A 19,550-nucleotide genomic window follows, 5' to 3' on the forward strand; every position below is an offset into this window, starting at 1 on the left:
ACCAGTTTCAGGATCGACAGCACCGACACGTTAGACAAAGGAGTCTCATGGCCAGCAACGCCTCTTATCGAGTGGCTGTGATCGGGTTCGCCCACATGCACGCGGGTGACCAGCTCAGGTTCATCGAGGGTCACCCCGGGGCAGCGCTCGTCGGCGTCTGGGACACCGATGTGAATCGACGCGACGCGGTGTCTGACGACCTCGGGGTCGCAAAGGACATCCGATACACCGATCTGGACGCACTCGTCGCCGAGACGACCCCGGATATCGCGATCGTCTGTTCGACGACGGGAGATCACACCGAACTCGTGGAGAGGCTCGCCGCCTTCGGTGTGCACGTCATCCTCGAGAAGCCATTCGCGCTGTCGCTCGACGACGCCGACCGCATGATCGCCGCCTCGGATCTGGCGGAGACGATCCTCGCCGTCAACTGGCCGCTCGCCTGGTACCCGGCCCACCTCACCACCCAGCGGCTCATTGCCGAGGGCACCATCGGGGAGGTGACCGAGGTGCACTACTACGACGGCAACCGCGGGCCGCTCACCCACGTTCACGACAAGAAAGAGCGCGTCGACCCCGACATCGCGACCAAGGCGGCCTCGTGGTGGTACTCGCCGGAGTTCGGCGGCGGCTCGCTGCTCGACTACCTCGGCTACGGCGCCACCATCGGCACTTGGTTCCGCGACGGGGAACTGCCCGAGCGCCTCACCGCCCTCACCTGGGGCTCGGAAGGCCTCGCGGTCGACGAACAGTCGGTGGTCGCGGCGGCGTATCCGAAGGGCCTCTCCACCTTCCAGACCAAGTGGGGAACGTTCTCCAACCCCTGGGATGCCCACAACGCCCCCGCCTGTGGATTCGTCGTCGTCGGCACCGGCGGCACGATCTCCAGCCGCGACTTCGCCCCCGAGGTCTTCGTGCAGACGGTGGCCAACCCGGCCGCCGTCGGCATACCGGTCGATGTTCCGCGCATCGATCAGACCGGGGCGCTCGCCCACGTGATCCATTGCCTCGATAACGGCCTCGTGCCATCCGGTCCGTCGAGCAAAGAGCTCTCCCGCAAGGGCCAGCAAATCGTCGACACCGCGATCAAGGCCGTCGCCACCGGCACGACCACCGACCTGCTCGGCTCCACCCTCGCGAACGCGACACTCCAGAAATGAGTATGACAATCTCCCCCTCGACTGTGCCGGCCCCTGCCGACGTCACTTACCTTCCGACCGACCCCAGGTCGCTCTCCACCCCGATCGCGATCATCGGATGCGGCGGGATCAGCGCCTTCCACCTCGCCGCCTACCGGGAGGCCGGCTACAACGTTGTCGCCCTGTGCGACATCGTCGAGGAGCGGGCAATCGAGCGCCGGGACGAATTCTTCCCCGACGCTGACGTCTACACCGACCACCATGAGGTGCTCGCCCGCACCGACGTCGAGGTCGTCGACATCGCCACCCACGTGCACGTGCGCCCGCCGCTGGTTCGCGACGCGCTCGACGCCGGCAAGGATGTGCTGAGCCAGAAGCCGTTCGTGCGGTCCATCGCGGCCGGCCAAGAGCTCATCGACTACGCCAGCGACCGCGGGCGCCTGCTCGCGGCGAACCAGAACGGCCGCTGGGCCCCGCATTTCGGCTACCTGCTCTCAGCCGTGCGCTCCGGCGTGATCGGCGAGGTCACCTCGGCGGACTTCTGGGAGTACTGGCCGCACGATGAAGTGGTCAGCGGCAACGAGATCTTCTCGAACATGCAGGACCTGATCCTGCTCGACTTCGGCATCCACTGGTTCGACATGATCGCACAGATCTTCGAGGGCAAGGAGGCGACCGAGGTCACCGCGCGGGTCAAAAAGGTTCCCGGCGCGGTCATCCCCGTTCCGACGAACACCCAGGTCATCGTCGACTTCGATGATGCGCAGGCATCGATCCGATTCCGCGGCAGCAGCCACTTCGACGAGGAGGCCGGCTTCCGGGTCGAGGGCACGAAGGGTGTCATCAGCCACACCGGGCCCTGGCTCGGCGGCTCGTCTATTTCGGTGACCACCGAGGCCGGCACCTCGACGGTGGAGCTCGAGGGCGAGTGGTTCAAGAACGGCATGCACGGCACGATGGCAGAGCTTTTGAAGGCTCGCGAGGAGGGCCGCGCGCCCCTGAACGCCGCCATGACGGTGCTCCCGAGCCTGCAGCTCTGCTACGCCGCGATCCAGTCCGCCCGCACCGGCACGACAGTCGATCCGAGCACCGTCGACACGGCAGACGTATGACAGCTCCGGACTGGCTAGGAATCGACCTGGGTGGCACCTTCATCAAGTGGGAGCTGCTCGGCGACGATGGAGCGAGCCTCGGATCAGGACGAACGGCGACCCCGACGACGGGTCACATCGCAGTCACCGAGGCGATCATCCGCATCGTGAATGATTACAGTGCCGGCGAGTCGGGTCTCGCCGGGGTCGGGATCGCCGTTCCCGGGCATCTCTCCGAGGAGCGCGACTCGATCACGCTTCTGCCCAATGTCGCAGGCGAGTGGCTCGGGTTTTCCGTGCGCTCGTACATCGCCGAGCACACCGGCTATGAGCCGACCCTCCTCAACGACGCTCGCGCCTTCGCCAGGGCCGAACTCGAACTCGGCGCTGCCGTCGGCGCCTCCGACGCTGTCTTCGCGACCATCGGCACGGGCATCGGCGGAGCCGTGGCGGTGAATGGTCAGGTCGTCTCGTCTCGCCGGGACAGCTTCGGGGAGATCGGGCACTCGACGGCGGTCGCCGGGGGCGAGACCTGTGCCTGTGGCGGGCGTGGATGTGTCGAGGCCTATGCCGGCGGCACCTCGGTGCTCGCCCGCGCGAAACGGCGAGGCGTGACGGTCGACGCCGGGCCGGACGCTCTCATCTCCCTCGCCTTCGCGGCGCTGTCTGATCCGATCGCCGCCAGCGTGCTCGAGGAGGCCTACGACGCCTTCGCAGTCGGCGTCTCGAGCCTGTGTGCCGTCACCGGCTCCCACCTCGTTGTGGTCGGCGGCGCAGTGGCGACGGAACTCCCCGGCTACCTCGATCGCACCCGGGAGCGCCTTGTCGAACGGTTCGGGCTCCTCGGAACCGTCGAGGTGCGGGTCGGGTTGCTCGGCTCCCGAGCAGGAGCCCTCGGCGCAGCCCTCGCCCGTCGAGACCACTCGCACAGCAGCATGACGCCGTCGAACACAACACCCGCACGCACAGAGTTGGAGCACCAGGCATGAACTGGATGAAGAGAGCCCACGAGGTACTCGACGTCGTCGAACAGACCCAGACCGGGAACATCGCCGAGGCCGCGGCAATCGCGGCCGATTCGATCGGCGCCGGATCGGTCATGTTCGCCTCGGGCACCGGGCACTCCCGCATCGCCGTGGAGGAGCTCTTCCCCCGCTACGGATCGTTTCCGGGTTTCTATCCGCTCGTCGAGCTCTCGACGACCTTCCACACCCAGGTCGTCGGCAACAACGGCCAGCGCCAGGCGATGTTCCTCGAGAAGGTGGAGGGCCTCGCCGCGGCGATCCTCGCCAACTTCGAACTCGCTCCGCCGCAGAGCATGATCCTCTTCAGCGCGAGCGGACAGAACGCGGTCGCGATCGAACTCGCGATGATCGCCCGCGAGGCCGGGCTGCCCGTCGTCGGTGTCACCTCCCTCGCCGAGTATGGGGCGAGCGCCCCCCGCCACAGCTCGGGGAAGAAGCTCGCGGATGTCGTGGATGTGGTCATCGACCTGTGCACGCCGGTCGGAGACTCCCTCATCACGCTCGACGGACTCGAGACTCCCATCGGCCCGGGCACGACGCTCGCCGGCGCGGCGATCGTCAACGCGATGAAAGTCGAGACGGCCCGCCTGCTGCTGGCGCGCGGACAGCTCCCATCGGTGCTCACCAGCGGAGCCGTGATTGGTGTCGATCGCTCCCAGGCCCTGTTCGAGGATGCCTATCTCGACCAGGCGGAACGCTCCGCTGCCGTCCTGCGCGTTCGGAAGTCCCGCTCATGACGGGCGTGTTGGTCGCCGGTGCGAGCGGCGGAATCGGATCTGCGGTGCTCAGCGAACTCTCGAGGCGGGGCATCCCGTGCGTCGGCGTAGATCGCGACACCTTCGACATCACCGAAGTCGGAGGCGCGGAACGGGCGATCGCCTTCGCGAAGAGTGCACTCGGCGACCTCACCGGGGTCGTACATGCCGTCGGCATGAGCGGCCGCCGTCTCGGCGACGGCCCGATCACGAGCTGTACCGATGAGGCCTGGGCCGAGGTGCACCGGGTGAACCTCGAATCGGTGTTCCGACTGCTGCGGGCGGCGGTTCCGGCGGTAGCGGAGAGCGGCGGAGGCTCGATCGCTGTCGTCGGCTCCGGGCTTGCCCGTACTCTCGACGACGACTTCCTCACTGTGGCCTACGCCAGTGCGAAGGGTGCGCTCCTTCCCCTGGTGCGCTCCTCCGCATACGTCGGAGCGCCGAGCGGCGTGCGCGTCAACCTCGTCTCGCCGGGTGTCGTCGACACCCCGATGGCGCGAAGGGCGATCGACTCGCCCGATGTCGGCCCGCGACTCGCCGAGATCCAGCGATTGAGCCACGGTGCCCAGTCCGCCGAATCGGTTGCGAAGGTCATCTGCTGGGTGCTCTCCGACGATTCGAGCGACCTCACCGGCGCCGAGCTCCCTGCCGACGGAGGGTGGACGTTGCGATGACCGTCGTACCCGGCACGGGCACAGTGCGCACCGTACTCGGCGACATCGACGTCGCCGAACTCGGGCGCACCGATGCGCACGAGCACATCTTCCTCGCCTCGCCCCTGCTCGCGGGAGAGGAGTTCCAGGACGTCGACAAGGCCATCGTCGAGCTCCGTACGGTCAAAGAATCTGGCATCGACGCGATCGTCGATCTCACCACAATCGGCCTCGGACGAAACCCTGTCGGCCTGGCGAGCGTCTCGAATGACACCGGCGTGCACATCGTCGCGGCCAGCGGGTACCACCGGGATGCGCACTACCGCGGCGACCACTGGATCTTCAGGGCGACCAGGCAGCAGCTCCTCTCAGCCGTCCTCTCCGATGTCGAGGAAGGAATGGATGCCTCGGACTGGGCCTCCCCGTTCCGCGAGACCAGCAGCTTTCGCGCCGGCATCATCAAGTGCGGGGCGTCTTACCAACGCATCAGCCGAACGGAGCAGCTTCGACTCGAGGTGTGTGCCGAGGCCGCGGCATCCACCGGTGTGCCGCTCGCCGTGCACACCGAGGTAGGAACGGCGGCCGGCGAGCTGCTCGATGTCATAGAGGCTGCGGGCCTCCCTGCGAGCCGTGTGCTGCTCGCCCACCTCGACCGCAACCCCGACCCCGACCTGCACGAGCAGCTCATCCGCCGCGGCGCAACCCTGGTCTACGACACCGTCGGGCGCATCAAGTATCGTCCGGAGAGTCACCTCCTCGACCTGTGCGCCGAGATGGTCGAGCGGGGGTTCAGCGCGAATCTCACCCTCGGAACCGACGTCGGTCGGCGCCACACCCTCCGTGCGTATGGCGGCGGACCGGGCATGGACGTGCTCGGCCGATCCTTCCTCCCGCGACTCGTGGAGCGCATCGGCACGGAAGCCGTCGCGACACTGCTCGTCGACACACCCGCCCGGTTCCTCTCCCTCGAAGGAGCACAGAAATGACTATCAGCCCGTTTCCGCTCGCTCGGACCCTTGGCACTGCCGTGGCATCCATCCCGGCGCTCGCCGAGGTGGACGTGGTCGTGGTCGGTGGCGGTTCGGCCGGCTGTTCGGCGGCGATCGCGGCCAGTCGCGGTGGAGCACGGGTGCTCATCGTCGAGAAGTCGGCACGTCTCGGCGGCATCGGCACCGCGGTGCTTGACACCTTCTACGGCTTCTACACGCCCGGTGAGAATCGCAAGGTCGTGGGCGGCATCGGTGACGAGGTCGTTGGCGCGCTCACCGCGAAGGGGGCCGCGTTCATCCGCCCGAACACCTACGGCGCCGGCGGCGGGGTGACCTACAACCCCGAGATCCTCCTCGGCGTGTGGGACGACCTGGTCACGGCGGCCGGCGTCTCGGTGCTCTTCCACTCCCTCGTGATCGATGTCGTCTCCAGCTCCTCGGGCGATGAAGTGACGAGCCTGCTGATCGCAAATAAGAACGGCCTCTCCCGGGTTTCCGCGCGATACGTCATCGACGCGTCCGGCGATGCCGATGTGTGCGCGCTCGCAGGCGCCGGCTTCGACGGATCGGAGACGGGCGAGCAGGTGCAGGCGCTCACGACCACTTTCCGACTCGCCAACGTGGATGACGAGAAGTCGCGGTCGTTCCCCAAGGAGCAGCTGTTCGAGCGGATGGCGGATGCCGCGGCATCCGGTCGCTACGACCTTCCCCGGCAGGAGGGCAGCATCCATCGCACGCCCGTTGCCGGTGTCTCGCTCGCCAACATGACGCGGGTGGAGAACGTTGACCCTACCGACGTGGTCGCCCTGTCGATCGCGGAGCTCGAGGGTCGGCGCCAGGTCGGTGAGTACGTGCGCTTCCTCCAGGGTGAGATTCCCGGCTATGAGACGGCGGAGCTCGTCGGTGTCGGCCTGCACATCGGTGTACGGGAGTCCCGACGCATCCGCGGCGACTACCAGCTGACCGAGGATGATGTGCTCTCCGCGCAGCGATTCGATGATGCCATCGCCTCCTGCGGCGCACCGATCGAGGACCACAGCGGCGGCACCGACACCGTCTGGAAGTACATCCCCGACTCCCGCACCTACGACATCCCTTATCGGGTGCTTCTGCCGGTTGGGCTCTCCAACGTGATCGTCGCCGGTCGCTGCCTGTCGGCGACCCACGGCGCCCACGCCTCCGCGCGATCGATCGCCCAGTGTCTCGCGATGGGCCAGGCCGCCGGCACCGCTGTCGCACTGGCCCTTCCGGTCGATTCAGCCCTACGCGAGCTCTCCATCCCGTCGCTGCAGGAGCGCCTCGTGCGCGACGGCATGGTGTTGGAGAACCCGGCTCTCGCGGCCTCGGACTCCCTAGTCGAAAGGAGCGCGCCCTAGCACGTCAGCATCACCCCCCAACTGATTCGTCACCAGCACTCAAGGAAGAGAAAATGCACAGATCACGAAAGCTCGCCGCAATCGTCGGCGTGACACTCACGGCGTCCCTCGCCCTGGCCGGATGCGCTTCGAACGGCTCATCCACGTCGGGGGCGAGCAAGACGCTGAGCCTCTGGGTTCCCGCCGGCACACCGACGATCGCGCCCTACGTGGCCAGCTTCAACAAGAGCCACCCGGACTACAAGGTCACGGTTCGCGAGATCCCGTTCGCGAACTATGACAACGCACTCGGCCAGGCCTTCAGCGCCGGACAGGGTCCGGACCTCGCCCAGATCAACGGCACTTCGATGCCGTCGTTCGCCGGCAAGGGCTTCCTGCAGGACATCACCAAGGTCGTCGGAACGTCGGGCGACCTGGCAACGAAGAATTTCTACCCCAACCTGCTGAAGGCCGCCCAGTTCGACGGCAAGCAGGTGTCGATCCCGATCGACACCGGCACGCGCGTCATCCAGTACAACAAAAAGCTATTCGAGAAGGCTGGCGTCGCGCCGTTCGGCGACACCGCGAGCTACTCGGAGATTCTCAACGCGGCGCAGAAGATCCAAGCCCTTGGCAACGGCATTCAGGGCTTCTGCTACGTCGGCGGCGTCAAGGAGTACACAATCAACTCCAACATCGGCCCGTTCATCAAGCAATCCGGCGGCGCATTCATCAACGAAGCCGGCACCAAGGCGACAATCGACAGCTCGGCGGCCGTTCGAGGCGTGACGTTCTTCAAGGACCTCGCCGCGACCGGCAGCAAGTCCAACATCGTCTCGACGTCGGAGGCATCGTGTGATGAGGGCCTCGCCGCGGGTACGGTGGGCATGCAGTACAACGGGTTCTGGACGATTCCGTCAAAAGCGGACCCGGCGGTCTTCGAGCTCGGCCAGACCCTTCCGAAGGATAAGACGACCTACTCGAGCACCGGCGGTTGGGTTCTCGGTATTCCGGCCTACGTCAAGTCCGACAAGTCGGCTGTCATCAAGGCCTTCGTGACCGATATGTACAAGCCGGCTAACCTCGTGAAGTTCACCGGCCTCATGCCAGCGACCCTCTCCGGACGGGATGCAGCGACAACTCTCAAGGCGTCGCAGTATGACATCTACTGGAAGATCCTCAGCGAGAACGCCGACAACCCCATCCCGCTGAGCGACAAGCTCGTCGAGCAGGGAAACCTGCTCACCAGCGCGGTGCAGTCCATCCTGCAGGGCACTGATTCCGTGCAGGATGCTCTCGCGAAGGCCAACACGGCGTTCCAGGCAACCCTCACCAAATAGAAATTGCGGGGCATGTGGTGACATCGATCAAGACGGCCGGCGTGGGGATACTTGCCCCGCGCCGGCCGGCGAAACCAAGGTCTTCCGTACAGCCGTACGTGTGGCTGATTCCGGCCTATGCTCTTCTGGCGTTCGTGGTCGGGTATCCGATCCTGCAGAACATCTTCGCGAGCTTCACGACGGCGTCGGGGGGAGTGAGCACGTTCGTCGGTTTCGACCAATACGCCGCGCTGCTCAAAGACCCGGTTTTCTACCAGTCGATTCTCCTCACCGTTTATTGGACGGTCGGTGTCACCGCCCTGCAGTTCCTGCTCGGCGCGATCGCGGCGCTCGCTGCCGATCGCAATACGTTCTTCATCCGACGCATCCGCACAATCCTGATCATCCCGTGGGTGCTGCCCGGTGTGGTCGTCGCCAACATCTGGGTGATCTTCTACAACGACAACGGACTGATCAATACAGTGCTCACCGCGGTCGGGCTTCCGACCCAGCAGGCCTGGCTCGCCGACAGTAATACGGCCATGATCGCGGTCATCGTCGCCGCGGCCTGGAAAGGGTTCCCCTTCTATTTCCTGCTGCTCCTCGCCGGGCTCCAGTCCGTGCCGGAGGAGACGCGGGAGGCCGCGAAGATCGACGGTGCCGGCTCATTCCAGACGCTGATCAGGGTCGTGCTTCCCCAGATGCGCGCGATCGTGACCACGAGCCTCGTGCTCGGGGTGATCGCGACATCCAACTACTTTGACGGCATCTACCTGATGACCGGCGGCGGACCCAACAGTGCGACGCTTACGCTGCCGATCTTCGTCTACAACACCGCGTTCTCCAACTTCGACTTCGCCAAGGCATCAGCGCTCTCCGTCATCATCCTGTTGATCGTGCTCGTGCCCGTCATCGTCAGGCTGGTTGCCGGAAGAAAGCGAGCACGGTCATGAATACCCTCAGAAGTCGATTGGCGAGCGTCGGACCGAACCTCGTTCTGCTCGTCATCCTGGTGATCGTCGTTGTGCCCTTCGCCTGGGTGCTGATGGCGTCGCTAAGGCAAGCGAACGTGCTCACCGGATCCTTCTTCGACGTCTCGAACCTGGGTTTCGCCAACTACGTCAAGGTGCTGACAAGCGGCCTGCCAGGCAATCTCGTCAACAGCGCGATCGCGTGTTTGGTCGCCTCTGTGGTGAGTGTCTTCGTCAGTGCTGTGGCAGCATACGCCTTCTCACGATTCACCTTCAGGGGCAGCAATGCGCTCTATTGGTTGATTCTCGTCGTGCAGGTCATCCCCGCCGTCTCGATGGTCGTCCCCCTGTACAAGTTGTGGGCCGACCTTCACCTCTTCAACAGTGTGATCGGCCTTGGGATTGCCTACGCCGGTCTCAATACCGCCGTGTGCATGTTGCTGTTGAAGGGATTTGTCGATGACATCCCGCGCGAGCTCGATGAGGCCGCGGCCATCGACGGCTGTAGTCACTTCGCCGCGTTTCGTCGGGTGGTACTCCCGCTCCTCGCGCCGGCGCTCACTTCGGCCGGAATCTATGTGCTCGTCAACACTTGGCAGGAGTTCGTCATCGCCTCGTCGCTGCTCAACGATCCGAGTTCGTTCACGGCGACTGTCGGGCTCCAGAACCTGGTCGGGCAGTACACGACCGACTACGGCGGGATTATGGCGGGCTCCGTGCTCACCGCGATCCCGGTCATCATCGTGTTCGCGATCTTCCAGAAGCAGTTCGTGCAGACCGTTACCGGTGGCCTGAAGGGCTAATCGCGAGTGGCCTCGTCGTGCAGTGTGAGCTGCAGCTGGCGCCCGCCGATGACCCATTCGGTGAGATACACGCACTGGTCCGGCCCCACCGCGATGCCATGCGGACTGTTGAGCATGCCGAGTTCGAGCTGCGGTCGGGCGAACGTGTCCTCGCGCTCGACGTTCGGCCAACCCGGGCGCCCCCGCTCGGATCGGGTCTCGATGAGCGCTCGCGCCCCATCCGCGTTCACCGCTAACAGCGCCCCGTCCAGTTCGGTGACGAGCAGGTCGTCTCCGCGCAGGGCGAGACTGCTCGGGCTGGTGAAGAGCGGGTCCTCCAGGGTTCGCACAAAGGTGCCGTCGAGCTCGAAGATCACGAGTCGCCGATTACCGCGGTCCGCGACGACGAGAAGCGGATGCCCGGAGCGATCGTCGACCACAACCCCGTGGGGGCACGCGAAGGCGACGCCGCTCTCGCTGCCGTCGATGGTGCGCACGAGCGTGCCGTCCTGATAGAGGTGCACAAGGCTAGAGCCGTAGCCGTCCGCGACGATCACGAGTTCCGCCTCGTCGGCGCCGACCCGGGTCGCCACGACCGAAGTCGGCTCCCATCCCGCGCCGGTGGCGGAACGGGGAGGGGCGGGGAGCGGCGCATAATCGAAGTTCGACAGGTCGAAACGACCGACCTGACCCGGGGCGGATTCGGTCGCATAACCGAGCTCAGGTCGCGCCTTGAAACCGGGATCGGCGAGCCAGAGTGCCTCGCCGCGCTCGTCGTGTTGGTAGAAGATGCCGTGGATCTCGAGTAGCGGAACCCTGCGGCGTTCGACGGTGAACGCGTCATTCTCGACGGCGGGACGATAAAGTACTAGTCCCCCGCCCGCGGGTTCGGCGAAGATCACGACACCGGAATCCGTTACAGCGATACCGGAATGCGACCAACCCGGGTCGTCCGCGGTGTCGGGAACCAAGTATCTCCAGTCGATTGTGCTCATAGTGACCTCTCTCGTTGCGACACTCCGCGGCAACCGTAGAGCAGCCCGGGACGCGCGTGCGTCCCGGGCTGCGGTGGATGGTGGACTATCAGGCGGAGTACAGCACCGGATTGAGAGGCCCGTTGGGGACCTCGCCGACGGGGGTGCCGCCAAGCCAGTCGTTGACCTCGCGCTCGTGGAACTCGTTGGTCGGCTCGATGATCGTGATGTCGGCATCCATGTAGATGACGGTCATCACGGCACGAGGCGATCCCGAGTTGTTCGCGCCGGCGCGATGGAAGGTCCAGCCGGTGTGGAAAGAGACATCACCGAGCTTGAACGGCTCGACGACGAGCGGGAAGTTCGCCTCGGCCAGATCGACTTTGAGCTTGGCCTCCGACTCGTCGCTGATCGGCAGGTCGCGCCCGAACTCGTGCTTCTGGCTGCCGCGCGCGAAAGAGAGCGGGCCCATGTCCTCTGGGGTGTCCTGTAGCGGCACCCACACAGTGACCGTGCGGTCGCTGGACAGCGGCCAGTAGTACTGGTCGGCGTGCCAAGGGGTGATGCCGCCACCCGACTCCTTGTAGAGAGCCTGGTCGTGATAGAGACGAACGCCCTTGACGCCGAGCAGGTCGGCCGCGATCGCCGCGAGACGCTCGGAGAAGACGAACTCTTTGGCGATCTCACTGTGCTGCCAGAGGTTCGATACCTGCAGGAACGCCTTGCCATAGGTGTCGCGCTCTTCGAGGGGGAGGTGCTGGGTGTTGAGCTCCTTCACCTTGGCGGTGATCTCGGCCTCATAGACCTTGAGTGCCTCGGGGTCGAGGACATCGGAGAGCTTCACGAAGCCCTCCTCGTTGAACTTCTGAATGGTCTCGAACGAGATGGGGTATCTCGTCTTCATGTTCTCAAGTGTGGTGGTCATGAGTACAGAATCGTCCACATCCGGTCACCGAACAACGTCCCTGATTTCAGGTTGTGATACTATTTTGTCCCCACACGGGAGGAAAAATCTCATGCTGGCATCGTTCGAACACATCGTTCCGACCTTCCCGCTCACCTGGGCGATCACCACCATCGAGGTTCCCCAGTTCGAGTCGGTGTGGCACTTCCACCCCGAATTCGAACTCACCTATATCAGGGCGGGGCAGGGCACGCGCCTCGTCGGCGATTCCGTGGGTGAGTACTCTCCGGGCAATCTCACGCTCATCGGCCCAGAAGTGCCGCACACGTATGTGTCCACCCCGGGAGATCTCATGCACTCGGCGGTGGTGATGCAGTTCAAGCGGGACTTCCTCGGTGACGCCTTTTTCGACATCCCGCTGTTCGCCGGTGTGGCCGCCCTGCTCAATTCCTCGCGCCGCGGGGTGTCGTTCCACATCGAGGACGAGGCGATCCGCCGACTCGAGAGCGCGCACCCGGCCGAAAAGACCCTCGGCCTCGTCTCGCTTCTTCTCGACCTCTCGCACCGTAAGGCGGAGGTGCTTGCGAGCGACCAGGAGACCCCGGCACTCAACCTGGTTTCCGCCCAGCGGATCGAATCCATGGTGAGACTGATGCACACCGATTTCGCCTCGAATCTCACCCTTTCCGACATCGCGGATGCGGCGCACCTGACTCCGAGTTCGGCCAGCCGGCTGTTCTCCAAGAGCACGGGCTCGAGCGTCACCATCTACCTCAACGTCGTGCGGGTCAACGCCGCTTGTCGCCTGCTGCGCGATACAGACCGGAGCATCGCGTCGATCGCCGTGGACAGCGGCTTCACCAACCTCTCCAACTTCAACCGTCGTTTCCGCGACGTGAAGAAGATGACCCCGCGTGAGTATCGGGCCGGATTCTCCCTGGGTGCCGTTTCGGCCTGACTGTGTCTGCAGTCCGCCCGACTTTCCACGTCGGCCGACGGAGTCCAGCATGGCTGGGAGCGGCAGGATCGCACCCGGCGTCGTCACAGCAGGGTCGAACCCTCGATCTGCCTGTTCACGGATCAGGAGGCGTGCGCGAATTACGGCGTGTTGCGGAGTGACACGCCGACAAAAGGGCGTCACTCCTGATCCGCGAACGGGGCCGGGCCTCCTTCTGAGCTGGCGGAGGGCTGAGCAGGTGGCGCACTGAGGGACAGACCACGATGACGCCCGGCGCCCGGACCGTACAGAAAAGGCGGTCCACCAGAAATCCTGGTGAACCGCCCTTTCGGGTGAACTGCCTTCGCTACGGTTTCGGCGAAGCACCGACCCGGTCATCGGCGGATCCGTCGGGCCTGCCGCCGTCCCGGTCGCTGCCGCTGTCGCGGTCGCTCGTGTCGGGCTCGAGCGGCGCGCCCATCATCTCCGCCGCCTGGGTGGCGAGGATCGCGGCATCCTGGTCGGCGACCTCCTGGAGAGCCGACTTCTGGCGAAGCGGGGTGGCCTTCAGGAAGAAGCTCAGGATGAAGGCGATCAGCACCACTACGAGGCTCACCCAGAACCCGCGCACCATGGCGTCGGAGAAGCCGTTGAGGAACGGCGCCGCGAGCGCGTGGTTGGCGTTGTTGAGGAACGAGGTGTTGCCGTCGAGCGAGGTCGTCGCCCCGCCGCCAGTACTGCCGGGCGTGATCTTGGCGAGCACGCTGTCGACGATCTGGTGACGCTGGGTCGCGTTGGACAGGTCGACCTGCGCGGGCAGGTTCTGCTTGATCGGACCGACGATCGAGTCGTAGATCTTCGACATGATGCCCTTGTTGGCCGGGGCGTTCGCGATCGCCGGATTGAGGGCGGCATCGAGCGCCGCGCGCAGGGTGCCTTTGTTGGTGAAGTTGGCCTTGATGAAGCCGCCGACCACGCTGAACACGACGGAGAAGATCACCGCGACGCCCAGCGTTCCACCGACCTGGCGGAAGAAGGTGGACGACGAGGTGGCGACGCCGATGTCCCGCGGTCCCACCGAGTTCTGGCTGGCGATCGTGAGGGTCTGCATCAGCTGGCCGAGGCCGAGGCCGACGAGCAGCATCGCGCTGGCGAGCACCAGGTAGTTCGTGTCGGCCTTGATGGTCGTGAAGATCAGGAAGCCGACCACCATGAAGCCGGTGCCGATGATCGGGAAGATCTTGTAGCGTCCGGTTCGCGAGATCAGCTGGCCGCTGACGATGGAGGAGATCATGAGCCCGAGGATCATCGGAAGCAGCTGGAATCCGCTCTCGGTGGGGGTCGAGCCCTTCACGAGCTGCAGGTACAGCGGCACGGTGGAGATGGCACCGAACATCCCGAAACCGACGAGCACACCCAGGATCGTTGCGACCGAGAAGGTCGACGACTTGAACAGCTTGAGCGGGATGAGCGCGTCATCCCCCATCATGCGCTCGGAGATGATGAAGGCGATGATTCCGAGCCCACCGACGATGTAGCAGGCGATCGCTCCGCCCGAGGCCCAGCCCCAGTCGCGACCCTGCTCGGCGACGAGCAGCAGCGGCGCGACGGCGACGATCACCGTCGTTGCACCCCACCAGTCGATGCGCACGCTGCGGTTGACGCTGCGCTTGGGCAGGTGCAGGAATCGCAGCACCATTCCGAGGGCGATGATGCCGATCGGGATATTGATCAGGAAGACCCAGCGCCAGCCGTCGATGAAGAGGATGTACGGAGCGCCGGCGAACAGGCCGCCGATCAGCGGGCCGATGACGCTGGAGATGCCGAAGACGGCCAGGAAGTAGCCCTGGTACTTGGCTCGTTCCCGCGGCGCGAGCATGTCGCCCATGATCGCGAGCGGCAGCGCCATGAGACCGCCGGCGCCGATGCCCTGGATCGCTCGGAAGCCGGCGAGTTCGAGGATCGAGGTGGAGAAGCCCGAGGCGACGGACCCGATGATGAAGACGGAGATCGCGAAGATGAACAACGGCCGGCGTCCGAAGATGTCCGAGAGCTTGCCATAGATCGGCGTCGCGATCGTGGAGACAATCAGGTAGGCGGTGGTGACCCAGGCCTGCTGGCTGAGGCCGTCGAGGTCGTCGGCGATGGTGCGGATCGACGTTCCGACCACGGTCTGGTCGAGCGCCGAGAGGAACATTCCGGCCATCAGGCCGTATAGGACGAAGAGGATCTGACGGTGAGTCATGATCCCCCCGGACTCGTGGACCTCTTTGGCCCGGGTTGCTGCGTCGGCGCGTGACATGGATCCTCGATCTGTATGGCGTGGGTGAGTTAACGAAAATGGCCACTGAAGAACGCGCGTCCATCAGTGGCAGAAAATCTTGCGTGGTCTGCAAAGTTACACCCGCGGCAAGCATTCCGCAAGTCGATCCGCGCCCCACAATGGGAGGTGCCGCGGCCGCGATGCGGGGTCGCCGTTACTATCGACTGATGTCATCCCGTCGAGTGCGTCCCACCGTCGCGATCACTCTGATGCTCGTCATCTTGTTTCCTCTCGCCGCCTGCGCCGCCGAGCCGGCTCCCACCCCCTCGCGCACCGCCTCGGCCTCCCCGAGCCCGAGCCTCACACCCACGCCTACTCCGACGCCGACGCCCACCTTCAATCGCCAGGCCCTGTCGATCGACGACCCGACGAGCCTCTGGGTAGTGGTGGACAAGCTGCGACCGCTGCAGCCCGCCTCGTACGTTCCACCCGACCTGGTGCTGCCGTCGGTCCCGCACATCTCGAGCGCCGCGTCATCCAGCATGCGGGCCGAGGCCGCCGAGGCACTCCAGTCGATGTTCGCGACCGCGGCCGCCGAGGGTGCTGGCGCAATGCAGATCCAGAACGCCTATCGCTCCTTCGTCGTGCAGACGAACACTCACAATTCGCTGGTGCGCAGCCTCGGGGAGGCGAAGGCGGATGCCCAGAGCGCGCGCCCGGGATTCAGCGAGCATCAGACCGGACTCGCCGTCGACATCGCGGCATCACCGAGCCGCTGCGACATCCAGGCCTGTTTCGGCCAGACGCCGCAGGGAATCTGGCTCGCGGCCAACGCGTACCGATTCGGATTCGTGCTGCGGTATCCGTCGGACAAGCAGGCGGTCACCGGCTACGTGTACGAGCCGTGGCACTATCGGTACGTGGGGCTTGCGCTCGCGACGGAGCTGCACGGGACCGGTGCCACCACGCTCGAGGAGTTCTTCGGCCTGTCGCCGGCGCCGGCGTACGCGCCGTGACGCTGCGGGTCGAGTAGGTCGCTCCGCGACCGTGCTGGTCGAGTAGGTCGCTCCGCGACTCCGCTGGTCGAGTAGGTCGCTCCGCGACCGTGTCGAGACCTCGGTGTGCAGGCGGAGGTCTCGACACGCTCGCTGGCGCTCGCTACTCGACCAGCAATTCGCTGGCGCTCGCTACTCGACCAGCAAAACTGGCGCGGTTCAGCCGGCGAGCGCCGCATCCACGATGAGCTTCGCCTCAGCCTGCACCTTCTTGAGGTGCTCGGCGCCCAGGAACGACTCGGCGTAGATCTTGTACACGTCTTCGGTGCCGCTCGGGCGGGCCGCGAACCAGGCGTGCTCGGTCACGACCTTGACGCCGCCGACCGCTGCACCGTTTCCCGGGGCCTCGCTCAGCTTCGCGACGATCGGTTCGCCCGCCAGTTCGGTCGCGGTGATCGCAGACCCGGTGAGCTTGCCGAGCGCGGCCTTCTGCGCTTTCGTCGCTGCGGCATCCACCCTCTCGTACACCGGAGCCCCGTACTTCTCGGTGAGTTCGGTGTAGAGCACACTCGGCGACTTGCCGGTGACGGCGATGATCTCGCTCGCGAGCAGCGCGAGCAGGATGCCGTCCTTGTCGGTGGTCCAGACGGTGCCGTCCTTGCGCAGGAAGCTCGCCCCGGCAGACTCCTCGCCGCCGAACGCGACGGATCCATCCACGAGTCCGGGCACGAACCACTTGAATCCCACCGGCACCTCCCACAGCCTGCGCCCGATGGATTCGGCGACGAGGTCGATCATCGAACTCGAGACGAGGGTTTTGCCGATCGCGGCATCCGCTCCCCACTGCGGGCGGTGGCTGTAAAGGTATTGGATGGCGACGGCGAGGTAGTGGTTGGGATTCATCAGACCGCCGTCCGGGGTCACGATGCCGTGGCGGTCGGCGTCGGCGTCATTGCCGGTGACCACGTCGTAGTCGTCTTTGTGCCGCAGCACGGATGCCATCACCGACGACGATGACGGATCCATGCGGATCTTGCCGTCCCAGTCGAGGGTCATGAACGCCCACTGGGGGTCGACGCCGGGGTTGACCACGGTGAGGTCGAGGTCGTACCGTTCCGCGATCGCGCTCCAATAGTGCACACTTGCCCCGCCGAGCGGGTCCGCGCCGATGTGCACGCCGGCCTTCCGGATCGCCTCGACGTCGATGATGTTCTCGAGGTCGTTCACGTAGTTGCCGCGGTAGTCGTAGGTGCCGACCCCGCTCGGTTCGGCACGTTTCACCGCGTGGCTGCCCTCGGCAATGATCTCGTTGGCGCGGTTAGCGATCCAGTTCGTGGCATCGCTGTCGGCCGGTCCGCCGTGTGGAGGGTTGTATTTGAAGCCCCCGTCGCGAGGGGGATTGTGGCTCGGCGTCACCACGATGCCGTCGGCCTGCGGGGCGCCCGCGGCGAGCGCGGCGTTGTACTTGATGATCGCGTGGCTGAGGGCGGGGGTGGGCACGAAGTCGTCGAACTCGTCCACGAGGACATCCACCCCGTTGGCGACCAGCACCTCGAGCGCTGTGGTCTGCGCGGGATGGCTGAGAGCATGCGTGTCACCCCCGATGAAGAGCGGCCCGCTGATGCCCTGCCCCGCTCGGTACTCGACGATGGCCTGTGTGATCGCCGCGATGTGGGTCTCGTTGAAGGCGCTGTCGAGGCTGGATCCACGATGCCCGGAGGTACCGAACACCACCTTCTGCTCGGCGATGCTCACGTCCGGCACCAGTTCGTAGTACGCCGCATGCAGCGCTTCCAAGTTGACGAGATCGGATTCCTGGGCGGGCTGGCCTGCGCGAGCATTCATGGGGCAAGTCTTGCACCACGCCGGTGGGTGGACATAGGCCTTGATCTCATCCCGCCCTGTGCACAACGGCCGAGCGTCAGGAGCGGCCGAGCACGCCGTCGACGCGACGCGGGATGCCGAGAGGGTTGTGCTCCTGCAACGCGGGCGGCAAGACGGATGCCGGCGCGGTCTGGAATGCGACCGGGCGCAGGAACCGTCGCACCGCGCTCGCGCCGACGGAGCTGTGCAGGGAGGTGGTTGCGGGATAGGGACCACCGTGATGCTGGGCCCAGTTGACCGCGACCCCGGTCGGCCATCCGCTGAAGAGCAGCCTCCCGGACTTCGCCTGCAGGGCGGGGATGAGGGCACGGATGTCCTCGCCGTCGCCCGCCTGCACGGTGGCGGTGAGGCTGCCGGGCACCGCGGCGATCGCGGCCAGCAGCTGATCGTCGGTGTCGTAGGCGATGAGCAGGGTCACCGGGCCGAAGCATTCTTCGAGCAGCACCTCCGGATTGGCCAGCACGGCCGGCACGCTGGTGGCGAGCACGACGGCCGTAGCCTCTCCGGCCCGCTGCTCGGGCGTGCCGGCGATCACCCGCACGCCAGGCACGGTGGCCAAGGCGGCGAGCCCTCGAGGGAAGCCCACCCGGATCGCTTCGGTGAGAAGGACGGCTGGCGCGTCGACGCCGGTCGCCGCACCGACGGCTTCTTCGAAACCGGCGCCACTCGGCACGAATACCACTCCCGGCTTGGTGCAGAACTGGCCGGCGCCGAGGGTGAAGGATCCGGCGAGTCCGGAGGCGAGTTCCGACCCGCGTTCCGCTGCGGCCTGCCTGGTGATGACGACCGGATTCACGCTACCGAGTTCGCCGTAGAAGGGGATCGGCTCGGGCCGGGCCGAAGCGATGTCGAACAGCGCGCGACCGCCGACCACCGATCCGGTGAAGCCGACCGCGGCCGTGGCGGGATGGCGTACAAGGGCCGGACCGACGTCGTAGCCGACGACCAGGGCGAAGATGCCGTCGGGTGCGCCGGCGTCGTGCAGCGCGTGCGCGACGATCGCCGCGGTGCGGACGGACAGCTCCGGATGCCCGGGGTGGGCCTTCACCACGACCGGGTTGCCGACGGCCAGGGCCGACGCGGTGTCACCGCCAGCAACGGAGAAGGCGAACGGGAAGTTGGACGCGGAGAACACGGCGACCGGGCCGAGGGGTACGAGCATCCGCCTCAGGTCGGGGCTGGGTGGGGTGCCGTTCGGATTCGGGTGATCGATGGTGGCCTCGAGATAGCCGCCGTCACGAAGCACGGCGGCGAACAGCCGCAGTTGCGCGGTGGTGCGCGCGACCTCCCCGAGCAGGCGCGGAAGGCCGAGGTGCGTCTCCTCGTCGGCGATTGCGACGAGCGAGTCGGTCTCGGAGTCGATCGCCGCGGCGACGGCCTCCAGCCATCGCGCCCGATCGTCGTCACTGGCGGCGGCCGCACTCGGCGCCGCGGCGACGGCGGCGGCCATGATCGAGTCGAGCTCGAGAAGCGTGGTGTCCATGGGGGTTCCTAGCGTGCGGGGATGGGGGCGG

General features: G+C 65.9%; 17 protein-coding genes. 12 read left to right on the forward strand and 5 right to left on the reverse strand.

From position 1 onward, the window contains the following. The first annotated feature begins 47 nt into the window (after positions 1–47). The 10 genes from ACVXZ4_RS00920 (at position 48) to ACVXZ4_RS00965 (ending at position 10,100) form a co-directional block, all read left to right on the forward strand. Positions 48–1,160 (forward strand): Gfo/Idh/MocA family protein, encoded by a 1,113-nt coding sequence (locus ACVXZ4_RS00920; protein WP_461796382.1) that lies wholly within the window; start codon positions 48–50, stop codon positions 1,158–1,160. Next, complete coding sequence (locus ACVXZ4_RS00925; RefSeq protein ID WP_461796383.1) at positions 1,157–2,251, forward strand: Gfo/Idh/MocA family protein; 1,095 nt, start codon at positions 1,157–1,159, stop codon at positions 2,249–2,251. Before ACVXZ4_RS00920 ends, ACVXZ4_RS00925 begins: the two co-directional genes overlap by 4 nt. Then, the gene (locus tag ACVXZ4_RS00930; protein WP_461796384.1) at positions 2,248–3,219 is read left to right on the forward strand and encodes an ROK family protein; all 972 of its coding nucleotides are present in this window, start codon (positions 2,248–2,250) and stop codon (positions 3,217–3,219) included. The genes ACVXZ4_RS00925 and ACVXZ4_RS00930 overlap by 4 nt, the downstream gene beginning before the upstream one ends. Further along, on the forward strand, positions 3,216–3,992 hold the full coding sequence (locus tag ACVXZ4_RS00935; protein ID WP_461796385.1) for a sugar isomerase domain-containing protein: 777 nt from the start codon (positions 3,216–3,218) through the stop codon (positions 3,990–3,992). The genes ACVXZ4_RS00930 and ACVXZ4_RS00935 overlap by 4 nt, the downstream gene beginning before the upstream one ends. After that, positions 3,989–4,684 (forward strand): SDR family NAD(P)-dependent oxidoreductase, encoded by a 696-nt coding sequence (locus ACVXZ4_RS00940; RefSeq protein WP_461796386.1) that lies wholly within the window; start codon positions 3,989–3,991, stop codon positions 4,682–4,684. Before ACVXZ4_RS00935 ends, ACVXZ4_RS00940 begins: the two co-directional genes overlap by 4 nt. Beyond that, positions 4,681–5,649 (forward strand): phosphotriesterase family protein, encoded by a 969-nt coding sequence (locus ACVXZ4_RS00945; RefSeq protein WP_461796387.1) that lies wholly within the window; start codon positions 4,681–4,683, stop codon positions 5,647–5,649. Before ACVXZ4_RS00940 ends, ACVXZ4_RS00945 begins: the two co-directional genes overlap by 4 nt. After that, positions 5,646–7,028, forward strand: a complete 1,383-nt coding sequence (locus ACVXZ4_RS00950; protein ID WP_461796388.1) for an FAD-dependent oxidoreductase — start codon at positions 5,646–5,648, stop codon at positions 7,026–7,028. Before ACVXZ4_RS00945 ends, ACVXZ4_RS00950 begins: the two co-directional genes overlap by 4 nt. A gap of 53 nt (positions 7,029–7,081) precedes the next feature. Further along, entirely contained in the window at positions 7,082–8,347 is a 1,266-nt protein-coding gene (locus ACVXZ4_RS00955; protein WP_461796389.1) for an ABC transporter substrate-binding protein, read from the forward strand. A gap of 98 nt (positions 8,348–8,445) precedes the next feature. Continuing rightward, positions 8,446–9,279 carry a carbohydrate ABC transporter permease gene (locus ACVXZ4_RS00960; RefSeq protein WP_461796390.1) on the forward strand — a complete coding sequence of 278 codons (834 nt, stop codon included), beginning with the start codon at positions 8,446–8,448 and terminating at the stop codon, positions 9,277–9,279. After that, entirely contained in the window at positions 9,276–10,100 is an 825-nt protein-coding gene (locus ACVXZ4_RS00965) for a carbohydrate ABC transporter permease (RefSeq protein ID WP_461796391.1), read from the forward strand. Before ACVXZ4_RS00960 ends, ACVXZ4_RS00965 begins: the two co-directional genes overlap by 4 nt. Here ACVXZ4_RS00965 and ACVXZ4_RS00970 read toward each other — a convergent pair. Further along, a complete protein-coding gene (locus tag ACVXZ4_RS00970; protein WP_461796392.1) occupies positions 10,097–11,074 on the reverse strand; it encodes an NHL repeat-containing protein in 978 nt (325 codons plus the stop codon). The two genes, ACVXZ4_RS00965 and ACVXZ4_RS00970, sit on opposite strands and share 4 nt — an antisense overlap. Positions 11,075–11,162: 88 nt before the next feature. After that, the gene (locus ACVXZ4_RS00975) at positions 11,163–11,978 is read right to left on the reverse strand and encodes a phytanoyl-CoA dioxygenase family protein (protein ID WP_461796393.1); all 816 of its coding nucleotides are present in this window, start codon (positions 11,976–11,978) and stop codon (positions 11,163–11,165) included. A 91-nt stretch (positions 11,979–12,069) separates the two neighbouring features. Here ACVXZ4_RS00975 and ACVXZ4_RS00980 point away from each other — a divergent pair, with 91 nt between their 5' ends. Beyond that, positions 12,070–12,915: an AraC family transcriptional regulator gene (locus ACVXZ4_RS00980; protein WP_461796394.1), complete on the forward strand. Its 846-nt coding sequence runs from the start codon at positions 12,070–12,072 to the stop codon at positions 12,913–12,915. Between the two features lie 346 nt (positions 12,916–13,261). On the opposite strand, the gene ACVXZ4_RS00985 is transcribed toward ACVXZ4_RS00980, so the two are convergent. Beyond that, entirely contained in the window at positions 13,262–15,196 is a 1,935-nt protein-coding gene (locus ACVXZ4_RS00985) for an MDR family MFS transporter (RefSeq protein WP_461796395.1), read from the reverse strand. Positions 15,197–15,699: 503 nt separating this feature from the next. Here ACVXZ4_RS00985 and ACVXZ4_RS00990 point away from each other — a divergent pair. Beyond that, positions 15,700–16,173 (forward strand): M15 family metallopeptidase, encoded by a 474-nt coding sequence (locus tag ACVXZ4_RS00990; RefSeq protein WP_461798033.1) that lies wholly within the window; start codon positions 15,700–15,702, stop codon positions 16,171–16,173. 198 nt (positions 16,174–16,371) lie between these two features. On the opposite strand, the gene pgm is transcribed toward ACVXZ4_RS00990, so the two are convergent. Together pgm and ACVXZ4_RS01000 are read right to left on the reverse strand one after the other, a co-directional pair. Continuing rightward, positions 16,372–17,997 carry a phosphoglucomutase (alpha-D-glucose-1,6-bisphosphate-dependent) gene (pgm, locus tag ACVXZ4_RS00995; protein ID WP_461796396.1) on the reverse strand — a complete coding sequence of 542 codons (1,626 nt, stop codon included), beginning with the start codon at positions 17,995–17,997 and terminating at the stop codon, positions 16,372–16,374. 76 nt (positions 17,998–18,073) lie between these two features. Further along, positions 18,074–19,519, reverse strand: a complete 1,446-nt coding sequence (locus tag ACVXZ4_RS01000; protein WP_461796397.1) for an aldehyde dehydrogenase (NADP(+)) — start codon at positions 19,517–19,519, stop codon at positions 18,074–18,076. Positions 19,520–19,550 lie beyond the last annotated feature (31 nt).

The sequence above is a fragment of the Lacisediminihabitans sp. FW035 genome (genome assembly GCF_054880895.1).